This is a genomic window from Herbaspirillum rhizosphaerae (assembly GCF_046025915.1).
In the GTDB taxonomy this organism is placed as follows: domain Bacteria; phylum Pseudomonadota; class Gammaproteobacteria; order Burkholderiales; family Burkholderiaceae_D; genus Herbaspirillum; species Herbaspirillum rhizosphaerae_A.
Window position 1 is genome coordinate 56,327 of record NZ_JAQQFR010000012.1, and the last position, 20,645, is coordinate 76,971.

At 56.2% G+C, this 20,645-nt stretch carries 22 protein-coding genes; 12 read left to right on the forward strand and 10 right to left on the reverse strand.

Features of this window, described 5'->3' with window-relative positions:
* Nucleotides 1-44 precede the first annotated feature (44 nt).
* Genes ygfZ through PQR63_RS18090 form a run of 3 tightly spaced genes read left to right on the forward strand, consistent with a single transcriptional unit; the run spans nt 45 to nt 2,228 of the window.
* Nucleotides 45-1,112 (forward strand): CAF17-like 4Fe-4S cluster assembly/insertion protein YgfZ, encoded by a 1,068-nt coding sequence (gene ygfZ, locus PQR63_RS18080; protein ID WP_408169357.1) that lies wholly within the window; start codon nt 45-47, stop codon nt 1,110-1,112.
* 16 nt (nt 1,113-1,128) lie between these two features.
* Nucleotides 1,129-1,416, forward strand: coding sequence for a DUF4936 family protein (locus tag PQR63_RS18085; protein ID WP_408169358.1), 288 nt, complete (start codon nt 1,129-1,131; stop codon nt 1,414-1,416).
* Entirely contained in the window at nt 1,407-2,228 is an 822-nt protein-coding gene (locus tag PQR63_RS18090) for an NRDE family protein (protein WP_408169359.1), read from the forward strand. The genes PQR63_RS18085 and PQR63_RS18090 overlap by 10 nt, the downstream gene beginning before the upstream one ends.
* A gap of 516 nt (nt 2,229-2,744) precedes the next feature.
* On the opposite strand, the gene PQR63_RS18095 is transcribed toward PQR63_RS18090, so the two are convergent.
* From PQR63_RS18095 to PQR63_RS18110, 4 genes are all read right to left on the reverse strand, one after another.
* On the reverse strand, nt 2,745-4,064 hold the full coding sequence (locus tag PQR63_RS18095) for a dicarboxylate/amino acid:cation symporter (protein WP_408169360.1): 1,320 nt from the start codon (nt 4,062-4,064) through the stop codon (nt 2,745-2,747).
* Between the two features lie 250 nt (nt 4,065-4,314).
* Nucleotides 4,315-4,740, reverse strand: a complete 426-nt coding sequence (locus PQR63_RS18100; RefSeq protein WP_408169361.1) for a GNAT family N-acetyltransferase — start codon at nt 4,738-4,740, stop codon at nt 4,315-4,317.
* 2 nt (nt 4,741-4,742) lie between these two features.
* Nucleotides 4,743-5,219: a PaaI family thioesterase gene (locus PQR63_RS18105; RefSeq protein ID WP_408169362.1), complete on the reverse strand. Its 477-nt coding sequence runs from the start codon at nt 5,217-5,219 to the stop codon at nt 4,743-4,745.
* Between the two features lie 12 nt (nt 5,220-5,231).
* Nucleotides 5,232-5,534, reverse strand: a complete 303-nt coding sequence (locus PQR63_RS18110) for a Dabb family protein (protein WP_408169363.1) — start codon at nt 5,532-5,534, stop codon at nt 5,232-5,234.
* Nucleotides 5,535-5,722: 188 nt separating this feature from the next.
* On the opposite strand from PQR63_RS18110, the gene PQR63_RS18115 reads away from it, so the two are divergent.
* Together PQR63_RS18115 and PQR63_RS18120 are read left to right on the forward strand one after the other, a co-directional pair.
* The gene (locus PQR63_RS18115; RefSeq protein WP_408169364.1) at nt 5,723-6,340 is read left to right on the forward strand and encodes a 3'-5' exonuclease; all 618 of its coding nucleotides are present in this window, start codon (nt 5,723-5,725) and stop codon (nt 6,338-6,340) included.
* 205 nt (nt 6,341-6,545) lie between these two features.
* On the forward strand, nt 6,546-8,204 hold the full coding sequence (locus tag PQR63_RS18120) for an MFS transporter (protein WP_408169365.1): 1,659 nt from the start codon (nt 6,546-6,548) through the stop codon (nt 8,202-8,204).
* An 85-nt stretch (nt 8,205-8,289) separates the two neighbouring features.
* On the opposite strand, the gene PQR63_RS18125 is transcribed toward PQR63_RS18120, so the two are convergent.
* Nucleotides 8,290-9,195 (reverse strand): LysR family transcriptional regulator, encoded by a 906-nt coding sequence (locus PQR63_RS18125; protein ID WP_408169366.1) that lies wholly within the window; start codon nt 9,193-9,195, stop codon nt 8,290-8,292.
* 191 nt (nt 9,196-9,386) lie between these two features.
* Here PQR63_RS18125 and PQR63_RS18130 point away from each other — a divergent pair, with 191 nt between their 5' ends.
* The 3 genes from PQR63_RS18130 to PQR63_RS18140 are packed head-to-tail and all read left to right on the forward strand — an operon-like array spanning nt 9,387 to nt 12,345.
* A complete protein-coding gene (locus PQR63_RS18130) occupies nt 9,387-10,688 on the forward strand; it encodes a CitMHS family transporter (protein ID WP_408169367.1) in 1,302 nt (433 codons plus the stop codon).
* 9 nt (nt 10,689-10,697) lie between these two features.
* On the forward strand, nt 10,698-12,038 hold the full coding sequence (locus PQR63_RS18135) for an acyclic terpene utilization AtuA family protein (protein ID WP_408169368.1): 1,341 nt from the start codon (nt 10,698-10,700) through the stop codon (nt 12,036-12,038).
* A 1-nt stretch (nt 12,039) separates the two neighbouring features.
* Nucleotides 12,040-12,345, forward strand: coding sequence for an AtuA-related protein (locus PQR63_RS18140; RefSeq protein WP_408169369.1), 306 nt, complete (start codon nt 12,040-12,042; stop codon nt 12,343-12,345).
* Nucleotides 12,346-12,626: 281 nt separating this feature from the next.
* On the opposite strand, the gene PQR63_RS18145 is transcribed toward PQR63_RS18140, so the two are convergent.
* The 5 genes from PQR63_RS18145 to PQR63_RS18165 form a co-directional block, all read right to left on the reverse strand.
* Nucleotides 12,627-12,965 carry a TolC family protein gene (locus tag PQR63_RS18145; RefSeq protein WP_408169460.1) on the reverse strand — a complete coding sequence of 113 codons (339 nt, stop codon included), beginning with the start codon at nt 12,963-12,965 and terminating at the stop codon, nt 12,627-12,629.
* On the reverse strand, nt 12,962-13,165 hold the full coding sequence (locus tag PQR63_RS18150) for a cysteine peptidase family C39 domain-containing protein (protein WP_408169370.1): 204 nt from the start codon (nt 13,163-13,165) through the stop codon (nt 12,962-12,964). The genes PQR63_RS18145 and PQR63_RS18150 overlap by 4 nt, the downstream gene beginning before the upstream one ends.
* 102 nt (nt 13,166-13,267) lie before the next feature.
* Nucleotides 13,268-13,648 (reverse strand): hypothetical protein, encoded by a 381-nt coding sequence (locus PQR63_RS18155; protein WP_408169371.1) that lies wholly within the window; start codon nt 13,646-13,648, stop codon nt 13,268-13,270.
* Nucleotides 13,649-13,938: 290 nt separating this feature from the next.
* Complete coding sequence (locus PQR63_RS18160; protein ID WP_408169372.1) at nt 13,939-14,193, reverse strand: hypothetical protein; 255 nt, start codon at nt 14,191-14,193, stop codon at nt 13,939-13,941.
* Nucleotides 14,186-14,509 carry a porin gene (locus PQR63_RS18165; RefSeq protein WP_408169373.1) on the reverse strand — a complete coding sequence of 108 codons (324 nt, stop codon included), beginning with the start codon at nt 14,507-14,509 and terminating at the stop codon, nt 14,186-14,188. The genes PQR63_RS18160 and PQR63_RS18165 overlap by 8 nt, the downstream gene beginning before the upstream one ends.
* A gap of 356 nt (nt 14,510-14,865) precedes the next feature.
* Here PQR63_RS18165 and purT point away from each other — a divergent pair, with 356 nt between their 5' ends.
* From purT to PQR63_RS18185, 4 genes are all read left to right on the forward strand, one after another.
* Nucleotides 14,866-16,077, forward strand: a complete 1,212-nt coding sequence (purT, locus tag PQR63_RS18170) for a formate-dependent phosphoribosylglycinamide formyltransferase (RefSeq protein ID WP_408169374.1) — start codon at nt 14,866-14,868, stop codon at nt 16,075-16,077.
* A 162-nt stretch (nt 16,078-16,239) separates the two neighbouring features.
* Entirely contained in the window at nt 16,240-17,841 is a 1,602-nt protein-coding gene (gene nadB / locus PQR63_RS18175; RefSeq protein ID WP_408169375.1) for an L-aspartate oxidase, read from the forward strand.
* A gap of 94 nt (nt 17,842-17,935) precedes the next feature.
* Complete coding sequence (locus PQR63_RS18180; protein ID WP_408169376.1) at nt 17,936-18,214, forward strand: putative quinol monooxygenase; 279 nt, start codon at nt 17,936-17,938, stop codon at nt 18,212-18,214.
* Nucleotides 18,215-18,360: 146 nt separating this feature from the next.
* Nucleotides 18,361-20,643: a patatin-like phospholipase family protein gene (locus PQR63_RS18185; RefSeq protein ID WP_408169377.1), complete on the forward strand. Its 2,283-nt coding sequence runs from the start codon at nt 18,361-18,363 to the stop codon at nt 20,641-20,643.
* Nucleotides 20,644-20,645 lie beyond the last annotated feature (2 nt).

The following is a 20,645-nucleotide window of genomic DNA, read 5'->3' on the forward strand; positions in this document are numbered from 1 at the left end:
CGAGGCATCAATGATAATCGCTGTATAGCTCAGTAACCTAATTTATGACCGAATCGACTCAAGCATCCACGCCCTGGCAGGCATTTCTCGAACAGCAAGGCGCTCATATCGAGGCCGCAAACGGTGCGGAAGTGCGCTATTTCGGCCCGACAGCAGCAGCGGAGTTGCCTGACAATTTCGTTGCGCCGCTGACCGATCTTGGCCTGATCTCGCTGAGCGGAGACGATGCCGCCAGCTTCCTGCACAATCAGATTACCAACGACGTCGAAAAACTCGACCTCGCCACAGCTCGGCTAGCCGGCTATTGCACGCCGAAAGGCCGCCTGCTGGCGACCTTCCTGATGTGGAAGGATGCAGGACAAATTATGCTGCAGTTGCCGCGCGCCCTTCAGCCGGCTATCCAGAAGCGCCTGCAGATGTTTGTGATGCGCTCCAAGGCCAAGCTGGCTGATGTCAGCGAACAGTACGTCGCGCTCGGTCTGGCCGGCAACACTGCCGCTGAGGTTTTGCAACAATGGTTTCCCCAATTGCCGGCGCAGCCTTATACCAAGATCGACAATGAACACGGCACGCTGGTGCGCGTCGCGGACAGCCGCCAGGCCCCGCGCTATCAGTGGATCGCCTCGGTTGAGCAAGCGATTGCCGCCTGGCCTGCCCTGACACAAAAGCTGAGCGCAGTCGGCACTCATGCCTGGCGCCTGACAGATATTTATGCGGGCGTACCGGTGATTACGCAGCCGACACAGGAGCAATTTGTGCCACAAATGATCAATTTTGAATTGATCGGCGGCGTCAACTTCAAAAAAGGCTGCTATCCCGGCCAGGAAATCGTCGCGCGCAGCCAGTATCTGGGCAAACTCAAACGCCGCAGCGTGCTGGCACTGGTTGATGCAGTCGATGTCCGCGCCGGCGCGGAAGTGTTCTCCAGCGAAGATCCGGGCCAGCCTTGCGGCATGATCGTCAATGCAGAACCCGCAGGCACAGGCAAATCCGCCTGCCTGGTGGAAATCAAACTGGCGGCGAGCGACAACGGCACTATCCACCTGGGCGCCGTCGGTGGCCCCGTACTGCAATTGCAGCCCCTGCCCTACGAATTGGCGGAACCGCAATAAGCGCCCGGGATTGTCGATGGATCTATATATCTACTACCGCGTGTTTCTGAGCAATAGCGAACAGTTGCAAAAGCAGGCTACGGTCATGCAGGCACAATTGTCACAGCAATACAAAGTCGCCACCGAATTGAAACGCCGCCCGCAAGACCAGGATGGCAAACACACCTGGATGGAGGTTTATCTGGATGTGCCCGATGGATTTGAGTCGGTATTGAAGCAAAGTATCGCCGCCAATCAGCTGGATCAGCTGATTGACGGCCCGCGCCATACCGAACACTTTCTGGACTTTTCACCATGTGTCTGATCATTTTTGCGTGGAAAGTCATTCCCGGCATGCCGCTGATTGCGGCAGCCAATCGCGACGAGTTCTATCAACGCCCCGCCGCTGCGGCCGGCTGGTGGGAGGATCGGCCGGACGTATATGCCGGCCGCGATCTGCAAGCCGGCGGTACATGGCTTGGCGTGACCCGTGACGGACGCTTTGCAGCATTGACCAACGTACGTGCGCCGTCGGAAAAACGCCCCGATGCGCCCACCCGCGGCAAATTGGTTTCAGACTATCTGTCCGGCACATTCACTCCAGAACAATACGTCGAACAAATCCGACCGGGTGCGGCGGAATATAACGGCTTCAACCTCCTCATCGGCGATCGCGAAACGTTGCTGTGGTACTCCAACAAGGGTGACGATGATCCGCGCAATGGCAAGCCGCTCGGTTACGGCGTCTACGGCCTTTCCAATGCCTTGCTGGACACGCCATGGCCCAAGGTGACCCGCGCCAAGGCGCAGTTTGCCAGCCTGCTTTGCCAGGGAGCACCGGAAGAAACCTTTTTCGAGCTTCTCAGCGACGGCACCCGCGCCAACGATTGCCGTCTGCCAAGCACAGGAGTCAGCCTGGAGTTGGAGCGCGTCTTGTCGCCGATTTTCATCTGCTCTCCGGATTACGGCACACGCGCCTCTACCGTTGTACGTGTGCCCATCGTCGGCGAGCCCGTGTTAAGCGAACATGTCGTTGATCCGGTCAGTTCATGCCAGGCGGCACCGACGACTGAACCGCAAAAGAAAAACGCTCCGTGCAGGATCAAGATCCAACCAGACGCAGAAAGCCCGAGCTGAATGCCGCAATATCACGAGATATAAGCAAAATAGATATCTGATATTTGATAAATAAAGTAGTCGAAATTTGTGCGGAGCATTAAAGTTACACCTGTCTCCTCCAATTTCCTCCTTAAAGAATTGGATTTAAGCCCGCGCCGCAAGGCAGCGGGCTTTTTTTTCGCCCCGTCACAACCAGCACCAGCAGCCCATTGCGCTTGCCAAACCTTCTGAGACACTCATATTCAGCCTGCCGTTTGCCTTCGATTTCCCTCATCATTCTTGTTGAAATAACATGCTGCACCGCAGAATGACTATTGCGCGCAAAGGGAACACAATAGATCTAAATAAATCCAGTCCTTAAGAGGCTGTGAGGAGACCAAGACCCGTAACGTTCCCCCTTCGTTATGGGTCTTTTCTTTTGTGCGCACGCTTTACGCTTGCTTCGGCAAATAAAAAACGGCGGCAGGACCATCAAGTCCCGCCGCCGTTTTTTTACAGCACACTCCAGCAAGCCGGAGTGCGCCGTCCTCACTGTCAGTGATGAATCTTCGCTTCTGTACGATCCAACACCGCTTCCGGCGAGTTCGCCTCTTCCGATGTTTCATTGTTCAGTTGAGCATGCAGACGCTTCTCGTCCAGTTCATTGCTCCACTTCGCGACGATGATGGTTGCGACGCCGTTACCGATCGTGTTGGTCAGCGCGCGCGCTTCGGACATGAAGCGGTCGATACCAAGAATCAGCGCCAGACCGGCTACAGGCACGTGGCCCACTGCCGACAAAGTCGCTGCCAGCACAATGAAGCCGCTACCGGTGATGCCTGCGGCCCCCTTCGAAGTCAGCAACAAGACTGCCAGCAAAGTGAGCTCTTGCGTCAGCGTCATCGGCGTATTGGTCGCCTGTGCAATAAACACCGCCGCCATGGTCAGATAAATCGCGGTACCGTCCAGATTGAACGAGTAACCGGTCGGGATCACCAGGCCGACGACCGTCTTCTTCGCGCCCAGGTTTTCCATCTTGGCCAGCATGCGTGGCAGCACCGATTCCGAAGAGGAGGTACCAAGCACGATCAACAGCTCTTCCTTGATGTATTTGACGAATTTCCACACGCTGAAGCCGTGCAGACGCGTGATGATGCCCAGCACGACAAAAATGAAGATCAGGCAGGTGAGGTAGAAAGTGCCCATCAGCTTGCCCAAAGACAGCAGCGAGCCGACACCATACTTGCCAATAGTGAACGCCATCGCACCGAACGCGCCGACCGGAGCTGCCTTCATGATGGTGCCAACGACTGCGAACAGGACGTGGGAGATTTTTTCGATGAAATCAAAAATCATGGTGCCGCGACCGCCGAAGCGATGCAGCGCAAAACCAAACAGCACCGAAATCAGCAGCACCTGCAACACGTCGCCCTTGGCGAACGCATCCACCATGCTGATCGGGATGATATTCATCACGAAATCGATCGTACTGGTCATCTTGCCCGGACCGGTGTACGCCGTGATGCTCTTGGTATCGATGGTGGTCGGATCGATGTTCATGCCTGCGCCAGGCTGCAACACGTTGACCAGCACCAGACCGACGATCAGCGCCAGCGTGCTGACGACTTCAAAGTACAACAGCGCCAGGCCACCGGTCTTGCCGACCTTCTTCATGTCTTCCATGCCCGCAATACCGAGCACGACAGTACAAAAGATCACCGGAGCGATGATCATCTTGATCAGTTTGATGAAGCCGTCGCCCAGCGGCTTCATTGCCTCGCCGGAGGATGGATAGAAATGTCCCAGCAGGACGCCGATGACAATTGCCACCAACACCTGAAAGTAGAGTGATTTATAAAGTGGCGTCTTGCCCATGCGGTTCTCCATTTATTCTAGGATCTCAGGAAACTTGTCGTGCAGTCGACATTGCCAAAGAATAAAGCCGCAACTGTCACTGCGGGCGCAAGTATGCATTACCAGCATACCCCTAGATATTGTGGGAAACCACAACAAAACGACTAAACATGGCCGGAAGGCAACGGAAGAACTTTTAAATTCGCTTGCTTAAATTGCTGCAATGCGAAAAAAACGGAAGCCGCCGTCATCGTCGCTACTTAAAGTTAGATCAGGCCAATGCTGCCCGCATGTGGATATGCGGAATACCCGCGTCCATGAACTCGTCGCCTTCTTGCGCAAAACCGTGGCTGCCATAGAAAGACGCCGCATGTGTCTGCGCGTTCAGAACCACTTCATGATCACCGCGTTGGCGCGCCGCGGTCATCAGCGCCTGCAATACGGCGCCACCGACACCTTTGCCACGACCAGGCTTACGCACCGCCATGCGGCCGATATGACCATCCGGCAGCAAACGTCCGGTGGCGATGGGTGTGCCGCCTTCGTCGTAAGCGACCGCATGTACGCAGACGGCGTCCATTTCGTCCATTTCCAGCTCTGCCGGCACATTCTGCTCTACGACAAAAACTTCATTGCGAATCAATGCAGCATCTTCACGCAGATCATTCCACGCAGCGATTTTGATGTTGTGTTTCATATTCAGTCCTGTTGCGATGCTGCCGGCGCAGCCGGTGTCTCATTTATTTCGTGCGTCAGTTTCTTGGCGATGTCGACGCGTTTGATTGCCTTGAATGTTCCCATGGATTTGGCGACCAGCTTGTCGCCGTTCCACAACTCGGCGTCACAAAAACACATCGTCGTGGAACGGTGGTACACATTTCCGCGCGCGATGATGGTTTCGCCAGCCTTGCCTGCGGGCTGCAGAAAACTGGTGCTCATGTCAACGGTCGCCGACGATTTCGCGTCCGGGATGGCGGTGCGTGCAGCCAGCCCCATCGCCACATCCATCAGCGTCATGGAAATGCCGCCTTGCGCCACCGCCCAGCTGTTCATGAATTCGGGCTGCAGCTTGAGCGCCATCACGGCCTTGCCGTCACCGTATTCCAATACTTCGACGCCGAGGCTTTCCAGATAAGGATTGCCATTGGTGAAAACTTCAGAGAGTGAATAAGTCATGTCGGCGTGAACTCAGACCAGATAGTCCATGCATTGACGTGCCTCGCGAATCGCACCGATGAATGGCTTGATGGCGATATGTTCCGGGTGATCCTGATAGGCATCCAGCGCCGTCTGGGATTCGAATTCGGAATACAGCACGACATCGTATGTGGCTTCCAGACCGGGTTGCGCCAACGCTGCTTCGAACCTCAGGATACCCGGCACCAGATTGGCACAGCCGTCGAGCAACTCTTTCATCTTGCGCGCGTTGGTGGCCTTGTCGGCACCTTCGGCCTGGTCTTTTAGTTTCCACATGACGATATGTTTGAGCACGGTGTTTCTCCTGACTGCAATGGGTGAATGATAAATCGCAAAGCCGTAATGATAAGCGAAGGCAGCCAAGCAAGCAGGCAATGCGATTCCCCGGTTTTCGGAGAAGACGCCTCCACGTATTAAAATGATGTCTTTCCGCTGTCATTCGTTGTCAGTTTTTGCCATTTTATTTTTGGACTAGCGTTACCGTGATCAATCAACCTGTCGTCATGCTGGACTTCGAAACCACCGGCCTGAGCCCTGCGCAAGGCGCCCGCATCACCGAAGTCGCCGCGCTGCGCATCGTCGACGGACGTATCGTTGAACGATTCGTGTCGCTGATCAATTGCGACGTCGAGGTTCCTTACGAAATCACGACGCTGACAGGAATTACACAAGAGATGGTCGATTCGGCACCGTCCGTGGAGCGTGTTCTGCCGGAACTGTTGCGCTTCATCGGCACCGATGCTCTTGCAGCGCACAATGCCAGTTTCGACGCCAAATTCCTGACTTCGGAAGCTGAACGCCTGGACATGCAGACGGGTTATTCGGAGCTGGTCTGCTCGCTGTTGCTGTCGCGCCGGTTGCTGCCGGGGCTATCCAGCTACCGCCTGTCGAGCCTGGCCGACAGTCTTGGCATTCGCTTCAGCGGCAACGCCCACCGGGCCGAGGCCGATGCTGAAGTGTCCGCAGAATTGCTGCTGCACCTGAGTGATCGCTTGCGCGGTCACTACAAATGCCCACGTATCGATCCCGGCTTGCTGGCCGCGATCAACCGCCTCCCTGCCGCCAAGGTTCCCAGCTTCTTGCAAGAACAGGCAGCCTGATTTTTGCTGCACTGCGTCTGCCGTAAGCCTGCGCACCCGTTTCTGATCTACCCCAATCCGCCGTTTTGCGTCTGTAAGCTTATGTAAGTTTCAAGCAAGTCCTGCGTAAGTTTCGCGTCGCACACTCCATGCGTGCACAAATGGCGCCTGCGCAGTTTGAGTCGCCCGTTTGTACATCCACATTAATAAAATCAAGGAGACAAGCATGGCGACAGCTTCCACTGCGCACACCATTACGCCTGAAGAGCGCAAAGTTATTTTTGCCTCTTCCCTGGGCACTGTGTTTGAATGGTACGACTTCTATCTGTACGGCTCGCTGGCAGCGATCATCGCCAAGCAATTCTTCGCCGGTACCGATCCCAACACCGCTTTCATTTTCGCGCTGCTGGCATTTGCCGCAGGCTTCATCGTGCGCCCGTTCGGCGCGCTGGTGTTCGGCCGCCTGGGTGACCTGGTCGGACGCAAATACACCTTCCTGGTGACCATCCTGATCATGGGTGCGTCCACCTTCATCGTCGGCATCCTGCCGAACTACAACTCCATCGGCATTGCCGCACCGGTGATCCTGATCATCCTGCGCATTCTGCAAGGCCTGGCGCTGGGCGGTGAGTACGGTGGTGCAGCAACTTATGTTGCCGAGCACGCGCCGGAAGGCAAACGCGGCTCCTTCACTGCATGGATTCAAACGACAGCGACACTGGGCCTGTTCCTGTCGCTGCTGGTGATCCTGGGCGTGCGTACTGCCGTGGGCGAAGCTGCATTCGCGGACTGGGGCTGGCGCATTCCTTTCCTGGTCTCCATCATCCTGCTGGGCATTTCCGTCTGGATCCGCCTGTCGATGAATGAGTCTCCTGCTTTCCTGAAAATGAAATCCGAAGGCAAGATTTCCAAAGCGCCGCTGACCGAAGCATTCGGCCGCTGGAAAAACCTGAAACTGGTTATCCTGGCACTGATCGGTATGACTGCAGGTCAAGCCGTGGTCTGGTACGCAGGTCAGTTCTACTCGCTGTTCTTCCTGACGCAAACGCTGAAGGTTGACGGCCCGCTGGCCAACATCCTGATCGCGCTGGCACTGTTGCTGGCGACACCGTTCTTCCTGATCTTCGGTTCGCTGTCCGACAGAATCGGCCGTAAGCCAATCATCCTGGGTGGTTGCCTGATCGCCGCACTGACTTACTTCCCGATCTTCCAGGGCCTGACCCACTACGCTAACCCAGCGTTGGAAGCGGCTCTGCAAAAAGCACCGGTGATCGTCACTGCCGATCCTGCCACTTGCCAATTCCAGTTCAACCCGACCGGCACCAAGAAGTTCACTTCGTCTTGCGATATCGCCAAGGCCAAGCTGTCCGCTGCTTCGGTGAACTACGAAAACGTGGCTGCGGCACCCGGCTCGGTTGCCACCATCAAGATCGGCGACAAGATCCTCACGTCGTATGACGCCGCCGGCCTGTCCAAAGAAGATGCTGCGGCAAAAGACAAGGCGTTTTCCAAGGAATTGGCTGACGACATCAAGGCTGCAGGTTATCCAACCAAGGCTGATCCTGATCAGATGAACAAGCCGATGGTTCTGCTGCTGCTGTTCATCCTGGTGCTCTACGTGACCATGGTCTACGGCCCGGTCGCTGCTGCGCTGGTCGAAATGTTCCCGACCCGCATCCGCTATACCTCGATGTCCATGCCTTACCACATCGGTAACGGCTGGTTCGGCGGTCTGCTGCCAACCACAGCGTTCGCACTGGTGGCGTACAAGGGCGACATCTACTACGGCCTCTGGTATCCGATCGTGATCGCTCTGGCGACTTTCGTCATCGGTCTGCTCTTCGTCAAAGAGTCCAAGGACAACAACATCAACGCCGAAGACTAAAAGCATCAAGAGGGGGAAGCCAGGCGACTCCCTCGCTTGAAATCAGGTAGCTTTTAGTTAAAAGCGAGAGAGAACGTCGAGCCGGTCAGGGTGCAAATCCTGACCGGCTTTTTTCTTGTATCAGCTCCAGCAAACCTTGCGCGGCGATAGACAGGCTGCGCTCCTTGGCTTTGACGATCAACAGCGGCCGCACCAGATCGGGCGCGTTCAGCGGGATCGCCACCAGATTCGGATGGCGGAACTGGAACAGCGTCAGCTCCGGCACCAGACTCACCCCCAACCCGCTTTCAATCAGCCCGGCGACGGTCGCCAGATGCTCCACTTCCAATCCTGTATTGATCACGCCAACCGGCTGCAGCAACGCGTCGAGATGCTGACGCACGCTGGTCGAGCGCGCCAGATGGATCAGCTCGCAACCGGCCAGTTGCGAAATCTGGATAACGCGTTTTTTCGCCAGCTTGTGATCGCGCCGGCACACAAGATAAAACGGGTCTTCACACAGTGGTTGCGTGTCGAACTCCATCAGATTCGGCCCCGGGGCGGTCAATGCAATATCGGCCTTTCCCTGTCGCAGATAGTTCAGACAATGGTCTGAAATCGCATCGAACAACTCCACCGTCACGCCCGGATGCTGCGCGCGATACTGAGCCAGCACAGGCGGCAACCAGCCCGCCGCCAATGAAGGCAAAGCTGCGATCGACACCCTGCCCTTGCGGCGTGCGACGTAGTCGCTCATGTCTGAAAACGCGGCCTCGATATCGCTCATCAGTTGCCGCGCCACCTCGACGAACAGTTCTCCTTCCGGCGTCAACGTCACGTTGCGGGTATCGCGTTCGAACAGCTTGGCGCCGGCGGCGGCTTCCAGCTTTTGAATCATCACGCTGAAGGCCGATTGCGAGACATGACAGCGCTCGGCCGCATGACCAAAATGACGGCAATCGTTCAATGCCAGAAAACCTTGCAACAGCTTGGTCGAGATATTTGCTTGCATGGCAATTCATTCATAAAACCGATTAATCAATCGGAAAAATGCACTTTACAACAAAATTGCACGCCGCCTACACTCGGCCTGCAATTGCATAGCGTCTGGACCAGACCTATAGAACCATCCAGACGGATCGACAAGAATCCTCGGAAACCGCCAAGCGGTATTCCGCCAAACAAAAAATACCGGAGACACGCATGCTCGCCCTGCTCGGCTTTATCACGATCGTTTTGCTATTCACGGCCATCTTGACCAAAAAGATGTCGCCGCTGGTGGCCCTCATTGCCATTCCTATTGCTGCTGCACTGATCGGCGGCTTCGGCATGCAGACGTCCAAATTCATCGTCTCCGGCGTGACCTCGATTGCACCGGTGGCAGGCATGTTTGTCTTCGCGATTCTATTCTTCGGCATCGTCACTGACGCCGGCATGCTGGATCCGATCATCAGCCGCATCCTGCGCACCGTCGGCAGCCGCCCCAGCCGTATCGTGCCAGGGACTGCCTTGCTGGCATTGCTGATCCATCTGGACGGCTCCGGTGCAGTGACCTTCCTGATCACCATTCCTGCGATGCTGCCGCTGTACAACCGCCTCGGTATCGACAAGCGTATCCTCGCCTGTGTTGCTTCGCTGGCTGCGGGCGTCAACTTCCTGCCGTGGACGGGGCCAATGATTCGCGCTTCGGCGGCGCTGCATATCCCTGTGAGCGACATCTTTACGCCGCTGATTCCGGTGCAGCTGGTCGGTCTGGCATTCGTCTTCATCACATCGTATGTACTCGGCTTGCGTGAAGAAAAACGCCTCGGCCTGAGCGCCGGTGCTGCTGCAGGTTTCGTGCAGGAACACACACTGACAGAAGACGAAAAGAAGATCCGCCGTCCGCGCAATTTCTGGATCAACATCATCCTGACCGTGTTCGTGCTGGGCGTGATGATCAGCGGCAAGGTCGACCCTGTTGTGATGTTCATGATCGGCGTGGTTCTGGCGCTGATGATCAACTATCCTGATGTCAACATGCAGCGCGCCCGCATCGATGCGCATGCCAAGGCGGCATTGCTGATGGCGAGCATTTTATTTGCCGCAGGTGTGTTCACAGGCATCATGACCAAGTCGGGCATGCTGACCGCGATGGCGAAGATGGCAGTAGGTTTCGTGCCGCCGTCGATGGCCTCGCATATCCCGGTTGTGCTCGGCTTGCTGTCGATGCCGCTGAGCCTGCTGTTCGATCCTGATTCGTTCTACTTCGGCGTGCTGCCGGTGATTGCGGAAGTCAGCCACATCCTTGGCGTGCCCTCGATCCAGGTTGCACAAGCAGCATTGCTGGGCCAGATGACCACCGGCTTCCCGGTCAGCCCGCTGACGCCGGCAACCTTCCTGGTGTGCGGCCTGGCCGGCATCGAACTGGCCGATCATCAAAAGTACACGATCCCTTTCCTGTTCGGCGCATCGGTGATCATGACGATTGCCTGCGTGCTGCTCGGACTGTTTCCCTTGCTGTAAAGAGCTGCCATGAAACATATTCGCATCGGCGCCGGCGCCGGCTATTCCGGCGACCGCATTGAACCCGCCGTCGAACTCGCCGAACAAGGCGATCTCGATTATCTGATCTTCGAGTGCCTGGCCGAACGCACCATCGCCATTGGCCAGCAGGCGCGCCGCGCCGATCCGCAAAAAGGCTATGACCCGCTGCTGGCCGAGCGCATGCATGCAGTGCTGAAATTGTGCGCAGACAAGGGCATCAAGATCGTCACCAACATGGGCGCGGCCAATCCGCTGGCCGGTGCCGCAAAGATCCGTGAAATCGCCACGGAACTCGGCCTGCCGCAGTTGAAGATTGCCGCCGTCAGCGGCGACGACGTGCTCGACATCTTGCAGAACGACGACTACCGCATTGAAGATAATGGCCTGCCGGTGAAATCGCTCGGCGACAAACTGGTATCGGCCAACGCCTATCTCGGCGCACAGCCTATCGTCGACGCACTCAAAGCCGGCGCCGATGTCGTCATCACCGGCCGCATCGCCGACCCCGCACTGGTGCTCGGTCCGCTGATCCATGAATTTGGCTGGGCTACGGATGACTGGAAGCTGATGGGACAAGGAACGCTGATCGGCCATTTGCTGGAATGCGCCGGGCAAATCACCGGCGGCTATTTCGCCGATCCCGGCATGAAAGACGTGAAAGACCTGGCGCGCCTGGGATTCCCCATCGGCGAAGTGGCGGAAGACGGCAGCGCTGTCATCACCAAAGTCGCCGGCTCGGGCGGACAAGTCACAGCTGCGACCTGCAAGGAGCAATTGCTGTACGAGATTCACGATCCGCGCAGCTACTTCACACCTGATGTGATCGCCGATTTTTCGCAAGTCGTCATTACCGAAATCGGCCCTGATCGTGTTGCCGTCAGCGGCGGCAACGGACGCGCCCGGCCAGACACTCTCAAGACCACGCTTGGCTATGTCGACAGCTATATCGGCGAAGGTCAGATCTCCTACGCCGGCCCCGGCGCGCAGGCACGCGGACAACTGGCCCTCGACATCGTCAGGGAACGCCTCGCCATCATGGGCGTGCAAAGCGATGAAATGCGCTACGACCTGATCGGCGTCAACGCCATCCACGGCCCGCAAATTTCCACCGCATCCAACGAACCTTACGAAGTCCGCGCACGCGTGACTGGCCGCACAGCCAGCATGCGCGAGGCCGTACGCATCGGCAACGAAGTCGAAACACTCTATACCTGCGGCCCGGCAGGCGGCGGCGGCGCCACCAAATCAGCCAGGGAAATCATCGCGGTACTCTCGGCGCTGGTGCCGCGCGCCTTGATCAAACCGACCATCCATTTCGAGGAGAGCTGACATGCTGTTACGCGACATCGCGCATTCGCGTGCAGGCGACAAGGGCGACATCTCCAATATCTCCGTGATCGCCTACGACATCAAGGACTACCCGCTGCTGGAAAAGCAATTGACGGCCGAACGCGTGAAGGCCCATTTTGCCGGCGTCGTGCATGGCGAAGTCGTACGCTACGTGTTGCCGCACCTGGGCGCACTCAACTTCGTGATGAAACAGGCGCTGGGCGGTGGCGTGACCCGTTCGCTGGCGCTTGATGCGCATGGCAAGTGTCTTAGTGGGGCGATGTTGGGGATGGATATTACTGACTGATATATCTTCACTCTTGCATGATGCTGACACGACCTTGGCCTCGATTCTGTTACGAAACCACTCTATTGCCAAACCATGCTCACGGTCTTGCTGTGTCCTGATGAATAATTTCCACGGAAGTCGACTCATGCGGGTTGACGGCATCGTCATTACAACCAAATTTTTCAATGGATATCAATAAATCGGACATTTTTTCAATGTTTAAAATGTCAACGCGCAAGACGGAGACTGTTATGCAATCACAACAACGCTGATCATGAGGGGGCGATGAGAATTTCTTGTTATTTTTTCTCCAAAACTTCCATCTCTCCTAGCATTGCGACTAAACGAACCTGAGCCGCGTGCCAATCAGAAATCGCCTTAATTCTCTGCTGCTGAATATCGGCCAAATCGTTTTGCCCCTTAAGCAACTCTACAACCGTCCCGATTCCAGAGGCATATCTTCCGGAGACAGCCTTATAAGTTAGCTGAACCTTCGCCAGTTGCTGGTTTAAAAGTCTTACATGCTCGGTCTCCTTATCCAATAGCTCTCGATTTTTATATACCTGAGCCTCAAGATCGCGCTGTGCCTTATCAAGATCTGCTTGCGCCGATTGTTTTTCGGCAGTATTGCAACTTATAAAAAGACTCTAGCGATAATACGATCAGCCATCTTAACAAGATGAGACAACGTGGCGCCCTTAAGCGACACCGGAAATTTGTTTCGCAGTTTTCGAATGTCGATATCTAGTCCATGAAAACTAGCCACCATGCAAACAGACACCAAGCCACATTCAGTAGCTTCCGTTTGCAATATTATTGGTAGATCTGCTCTGCCCAATCTGGAGAGATATGTGAATTATTCATGCGCACAATGATGGGCTTATCTGAATTCAGATAAACCCTCATATTTGATTTCAGGGATTAAGTAGTTACGCTCTCTTTAATGCGTTTTTTTAGCGAAAGAAATTAGCTTGCCTTCACGCAGTGAAATTATTCCTTCACTACCCAAAAAAGTCATAAAAATCCCAATTTCCAAAACATTCGAATTTTTGAGATAAGGAAAACTTGCGCAACAAATGATTCCAAAAAATAAAATACACACACATACGGTGTTGAGATCCATTCCGAGAAACTTTTCTCGAAATCCGTAGTGCCGGTGCATGAAATGGGCAACTGGCGTCCATATTATCGACATCGGAATGTAAGCTCCAATCACTGTCATGAGCGGGCCAAGTATTGAATAACTAGGAAGGAGCATCACCCCTAACAGTATTAGTATGACGGCTACATACCACAGCACTCTTGATAAATAGATTTTCATAACACCTCCAGGAAATCAAAAAAATTAATCCCCATCGCTTCCTGAGTTTCCCGAACTCGGGCCAGTTACAGTCTCAATTAATTTACCGCACCCATAGCTTGCAATTCTCGTCGTCAGATATCCAATGGCTGGATTTTGACTGAGGATGCCTGCGGCCAATCCAAATCCCCCGGCAAATATGTAGCATGCAAGGGCTTGACCACTGTTCCATGTATAAAATGGTGTATTGCTTCCCACATAGGAGAAACGAAGCGTAGTACTTTGGTTAGCTTCAAGGGTCGTTGTTAACCTCATATTTCCAGGGAGAGAATATTCAATCGTATCGGCGCCCGATATCCCATTCCATAAAGAGCGACCTTGCTCCGCGATGCTTTGTCGGCCGTACGCGAAATCGCCGCAAGGATTCTGCCGCGCCCCAGACGATATTGCGTGCCGACGCTGACACTATGAGAATCCAGCCTGGCATTGCTCCCAACAATGTTGACGTAGGTCGCCCCGATCACAGGCGTCAACAGCGGCACGATGGCGGAATGGTCGTTACGCATGTGCGCATAAACCCCGCGTCAGATTAGCGCTGATATTGGGCGCAATATAGCCGTTCGATATTCCTCCTGTATCGACCTCGATCCGGCTTTCCAGGTTGATCATTGCCTTGTAGCCTTGCCCAAGGTCTTCCCATCCTTTGACGCCAATCCTCGAGCCTTCGAATTGTCCGCTTGCCAGATTGAATTGCGTGCCGTTACCAAATCGGGAAACCTGCGTGCCGGCATCCATGACGCCGTAGATCGTGATACTGGATTGTGCCAAGGCCCCGGTAAAAGGAAGTACGAGAACGCCCATGCCGATGATGAGTCGATGCATACGAATGACTTACTTAAAGAGGAAATTAAAAACAGGCTTGACGATTGGCTAGCCGATGCGCGTCATGTCAGATGGCTTGATCAACGCTTATCTCTCTGACAAGGATGCGGATTGAAACAGAAATATGAGCCCATTGGCCGCGACCTCACTCTATACCTGTCACTTTTCAGATTTTTTCTGTGGCGATCCCATTTAAATATCGTCGATAAAAGTTAATAAATTGAAAACACGTGCGACATCTGACTGTCCGAGATCGTGTACCTTATCGGCAACTTTGGCTGTCCAAAACAGTCAAGATTTGGTATCGTCGCGCGATTCCCCGACTTTCCCATCCTTTCCTATCTGCATTGACCTCCATGAAGACACCTGTCCGCCTCGGCACTCCGCTTTCCCCTTCCGCCACCAAAGTCATGCTGCTCGGCTCCGGCGAGCTTGGCAAAGAAGTGATCATCGCCCTGCAACGCCTGGGCGTGGAAGTCATCGCCGTGGACCGCTATGCTGATGCGCCCGGCCATCAGGTGGCACATCGTTCACACGTCATCAACATGACCGACGGTGCGGCGCTGGCTGCACTGATCGAAAAGGAACAACCTGATCTGGTCGTGCCGGAAATCGAAGCCATCGCCACCGAGACCCTGGTCGAGCTGGAAAAAGCCGGCAAGGCGCGCGTCATCCCGACCGCCCGCGCCGCCTGGTTGACCATGAACCGCGAAGGCATTCGCCGCCTGGCCGGTGAAACCCTGAGCCTGGCGACGTCGCCTTACCGCTTTGCCGATAGCCTGGAAGAACTGAAAGCCGCCACAGAACAAATCGGTTTCCCCTGCGTGATCAAACCGGTCATGTCGTCCTCCGGCAAGGGCCAGTCGAAAATCGACAGCGCCGCCGAAGTCGAAGCCGCATGGAACTACGCCGCAGCCGGCGGCCGCGTCGATTCCGGTCGCGTGATCGTCGAAGGCTTCATCGACTTCGACTATGAAATCACTCTGCTGACCGTACGTTCGCTCAACGAAAACGGCGACACCATCACCAGCTTCTGCGAGCCGATCGGCCACGTGCAAGTCAAGGGCGACTATGTCGAATCCTGGCAGCCGCATCCTATGCATCCGACCGCATTGGACAAGGCTCGCGACATCGCTCGTAAGGTCACCGAAAACCTCGGCGGTCTCGGCCTGTTCGGCGTGGAATTGTTCGTCAAGGGTGAAATGGTCTGGTTCTCCGAAGTCAGCCCGCGTCCGCACGACACCGGCATGGTCACCATGGTCAGCCAGATTCAGAGCGAATTCGAACTGCACGCCAAGGCCATCCTTGGCCTGCCGGTCAACGTTGCATTGCGCACGCCGGGCGCGTCTGCCGTGATCTACGGTCAGCACGATGCCAAGGCCATCGCCTTCGAAGGCGTGGCTGACGCTCTGCGCATACCAGGTGCCGATATTCGCCTGTTCGGCAAGCCGGAGTCCTTCGAGCGCCGCCGCATGGGCGTGGCACTGGCTGCCGCCGACAACGTCAATGATGCACGCATCCGCGCCAAGCAGGCTGCCGCCAAGGTCAAGCCAGTCAAGACCAACTAATCTCTGCAGAACCCGCTGTATCGGCATCGCTGTGCATTCGTGCAGCGATGCATCCTCCCCGCCGTTCTTTCCCGACTTCCCCGCTGACAGCGACCTGTGCGATTGCCGACCACGATTGGCAGCTATAATCGTGCATTCCTTTCAACATCTTTGCCTGCTCTCATGAAATTCGATGTCGCCATCATCGGCAGCGGACTTGCCGGTTTGTCGGTTGCTCTGCATCTTGCCGAAAAGAAAAACGTAGTCGTGATCTCCAAGGGTGAACTGCTCGACGGGGCCAGCAACTGGGCGCAAGGCGGCATCGCTGCCGTGCTTGATTCGGGCGACAGCCATGAGCAGCACATCGACGACACGCTGATCGCTGGCGCCGGCTTGTGCGACGAAGGCTCGACCCGCTTTATCGTCGAACACGGCCGTGAAGCCATTGAATGGCTGATCGAGCAAGGCGTACCCTTCACACGCGACGACAGCGCCGAGCTGGGCTATCACCTGACGCGCGAAGGCGGCCATAGCCAGCGCCGCATCATTCACGCCGCTGACGCCACCGGTCATGCGGTGCAGGTGACGCTGGAGCAGCGCGTCCGCGCACACCCGAACATCACGTTGCTGGAGCATCACTGCGCCATCGACGTCATCACGACGAAAAAACTCGATCCGTCCACCAAGGGCACGCCACGTTGCGTCGGCGTCTACGTACAAGACATCAGGCAAGGCAAGGTCGTCACCGTCGCGGCCGATCACACCGTGCTGGCAACCGGCGGCGCAGGCAAGGTCTATCTCTATACGTCCAATCCCGATTCCGCCACCGGCGACGGCATTGCGATGGCTTCGCGCGCAGGCTGCCGCGTGGCCAACATGGAGTTCATCCAGTTCCACCCGACCTGCCTGTATCACCCGTACGCCAAGTCTTTCCTGATCAGCGAGGCCTTGCGCGGCGAAGGCGCCTTGCTGAAACTCCCCGCCGCTGCCGGTGCGGCTGCCGGGACGCGCTTCATGCCCGAGCACGACGACAGGGCCGAACTCGCGCCCCGCGACATCGTCGCCCGCAGCATCGACTTTGAGATGAAAAAGCGCGGTCTCGATCACGTCGACCTCGACATCAGCCATCAGCCGCCGGAATTCATCAAGGAACATTTCCCAACCATTCAGGCGCGTTGCCTGGAGTTTGGTATCGACATCACCAAGCAGCCGATCCCGGTCGTGCCGGCCGCGCATTACACCTGTGGCGGCGTGGTCACTGACATGTCCGGCCGTACCGACCTGCCCGGCCTGTATGCCGTCGGCGAAACCGCTTACACCGGCTTGCACGGCGCCAACCGCCTGGCCAGCAATTCACTGCTGGAATGCCTGGTGCTGGGCCGTGCTACCGCTCAATACATTGAACAGCAGGCGGCCGCCCCCGAACTCGCCTTGCCTGTCTGGGACGAAAGCCGCGTCACCAACGCCGATGAAGAAGTCGTGATCTCGCACAACTGGGATGAATTACGCCGTTTCATGTGGAATTACGTCAGCATTGTGCGCACCAACAAGCGGCTCGAACGCGCCCAGCATCGCATCCGTCTGCTGCGCGAAGAAATCGACGAGTACTACGCCAACTTCCGGATCACGCGCGACCTGTTGGAACTGCGCAATCTGGTGGAGGTGGCGTCGCTCATCGTCAACAGCGCACTGGCACGCAAAGAAAGCCGCGGCCTGCATTACAGCCTGGACTATCCGGATACACTGGCGAAAGCTTTGCCAACGGTGCTGTCACCACAAAAATAAACAGGCTGAAACACAAGCTGAGGTGCATGTTGAAGCGCAGGTTCGGGATAATAATGGAAGGCAGTACAAATCGAATTTGCTGAAGGAGGAGATGATGAGCATTACGCGTATCAATACATTCCGGGCACTCGACGACCGTGTCGATGATTTGAAAAAATTCCTGCTTGCGCTGCTTCCCACCATACGCGCATCGGCCGGTTGCCAGTCCTGCCAGTTCCTGCAAGATCAGAGTATCCCGTCGCGCATGGTCATCATCGAAGTCTGGGACAGCATCGACGCGCATCACGACTCGTTGCAGCACGTCTCCAAGGCCAGTATTGAAGAAGTCAAAACCATGCTGGCGGCAGCGCCTGTGGGCGGCTACTACCAATAACACCAAGGGCTCCGGCAAATACGGCACCAGAACGTATCCGATTTCGGCTACATCGCGGTCTGCGCCCATCTTTCTTGCGCTCCTCGCATTGCCGACATGGCGGGGAGCGATTTACCATTACCGCATTGCCATTCTCTCTTTCTATCGTGACACGCACTCCCTTCTTCAATCTGCCCCGTCTTGTCGCGGGAGTTGCCCTGGCGACTCTGCTCACGCAGTCCGCGCTGTCCGCCGAGAATGTCGATACGCCAACCAAGGAAGCCGCCACAAAGCCCAGACCGCGCATCGGCCTGGTGCTATCCGGTGGCGGTGCACGCGGTTATGCCCATCTGGGCGTCCTGCAATATCTGGAAAAGCTGCACATCCCGGTCGATTACATTGCCGCCACCAGCATGGGCGCACTGGTGGGCGGCCTTTACGCCAGCGGGATCTCGGCGGAAGAGCTGGAGCACCGACTGTCCAAAACCAACCTGAGCGATATCGCCTTTGATCGCAATGAACGCGCCAAGCTCCCCCAGTCGCAACGCGAGGATGATTTTCAATATCCGATTTCGATTGCGGTCGGTTATGACGACGGCAAACTGAAGCTTGCACCGGGGCTCGTACAAGGCAACAACCTGCTGACGCTGCTGCAAAACTGGACGGCACAGCTACCGGGCAACATTTCCTTTGACCGGCTACCCATCCCTTTCCGTGCCGTCGCCACCGATCTCGGCAAGGGTACAGCCGTCATTCTCGATCATGGTTCGCTGCCGCGTGCGATGCGCGCCAGCATGGCCGTTCCGGGGTTATTTGCACCTTATCAGATTGACGGCCGCACGCTGGTCGACGGCGGTCTGGTAAGCAATCTGCCGGTACAGGAAGCGCGCGACATGGGTGCCGATATCATCATCGCCGTCAACATCGCCACGCCGCTGCAGGATCCTGCCAATCTGCAATCGCCGACCGCTGTGGCGCAACAGATGGTGGGCATCCTGATTCAGCAAAACGTCAAATCGCAGAAAGCCTTGCTCGGCAAAAGCGACATCCTCATTGAACCGGAACTGGCCGGCATGTCTTTCACCGATTTTGCACGCGGCAGAGATGGCGTGAATGCCGGGTGGGACGCCGCTCAGGCGCAAAGCAAGCGGCTCACTGAACTCTCTCTGCCGCCGGAAGAATGGAAAACCTATCTGGCAGCGCGCCACACCGACATGGCATTGGCGAAAGGCACACGCGTCGATGCCATCGAGATCAAGACCACCGGCCGCATTCCCGCCGCCTACGTACGCAGCCGCCTGAGCGTCAAGGAAGGCGACGTCTACGATGCCGACCAGATCAACCAGCAGTTGTCGCAACTGTCGACCAACGGCGACTTCAATGCCTTGACACAGGAGATAGTCAACAAGGACGGCCGTAACGTCCTGCTGATCGATGCCGAAGAAAAATCCTGGGGACCGCAATACCTGCTGTTCGGTCTCGGTATTTCCAATACCTTCGATGGCCGCGGCAGCGTCAACCTGCAGATCGGCCATCGCTATCCATGGATGAATCAGAGCGGTCTGGAATGGCGCAACGATGTCATTCTCGGCAATAAACGGGCAAGCCTGCACAGCGAATTGCGGCAACCACTCTTCGGCTCGTCAGGATTGTATGTTTCGCCCTATATTGATATCGGCCGTCGCTATGTGGATATCTATCCGGACGGCAGTAATGCCAAGGCATCGCCTGTAACGCAATATCGTTTCGACACCGATACTGCCGGCATCGATCTTGGCATGCCGTTGGCGCAATTGGGCGATTTACGATTGGGTGTCAGCTATCAGCATACAAAGTACACGCCGACCTACAACATCTCTTTGGAAAGCGTTGGGCCGCTATTCACGGCCATCCAATCCAACCAGCCGGTCGCGCGTGCCCGCCTGACCATCGATCAGCTCGACGATCCACTTTTCCCGCGCAAGGGCTATTACATTTATTCAGAGGTCAATCGCGGATTTGGTCAGGTGGACAATCGTTATAGCGATGCCCAGCTCAAAACACTATGGGCATTCAGCCGGGATCGCAACACCTTCAATGTCGCGGTGGAAGCGGCCAGCAATCTGTCCAGTAACAACGCTGGGCCGGGATTTTTCCTTGGCGGATTTCAACGTTTATCGGCTTACGCGCCGGATCAGTTCTATGGCAACTACTTGCTGTACAGCCGCCTGACTTATTTGCGCGACCTGACTGACTACAGCTTGCTCGGTCTGCGCAATCCGGTTCTCGGCAGCAGCCTGGAGGCCGGCAATGTCTGGCAAACACGCGATGCTTTCGGGGATGGGCCCTACAAAAAGAGTCTGAGTCTTTTCCTTGGCGGGAACAGCCCTGTCGGCCCCGTCTATTTCGGCGCGGCCTTAGGACAGCAGGGAGTGTGGAATTTGTATTTGCAGCTGGGACGGGTGTTCTGAGT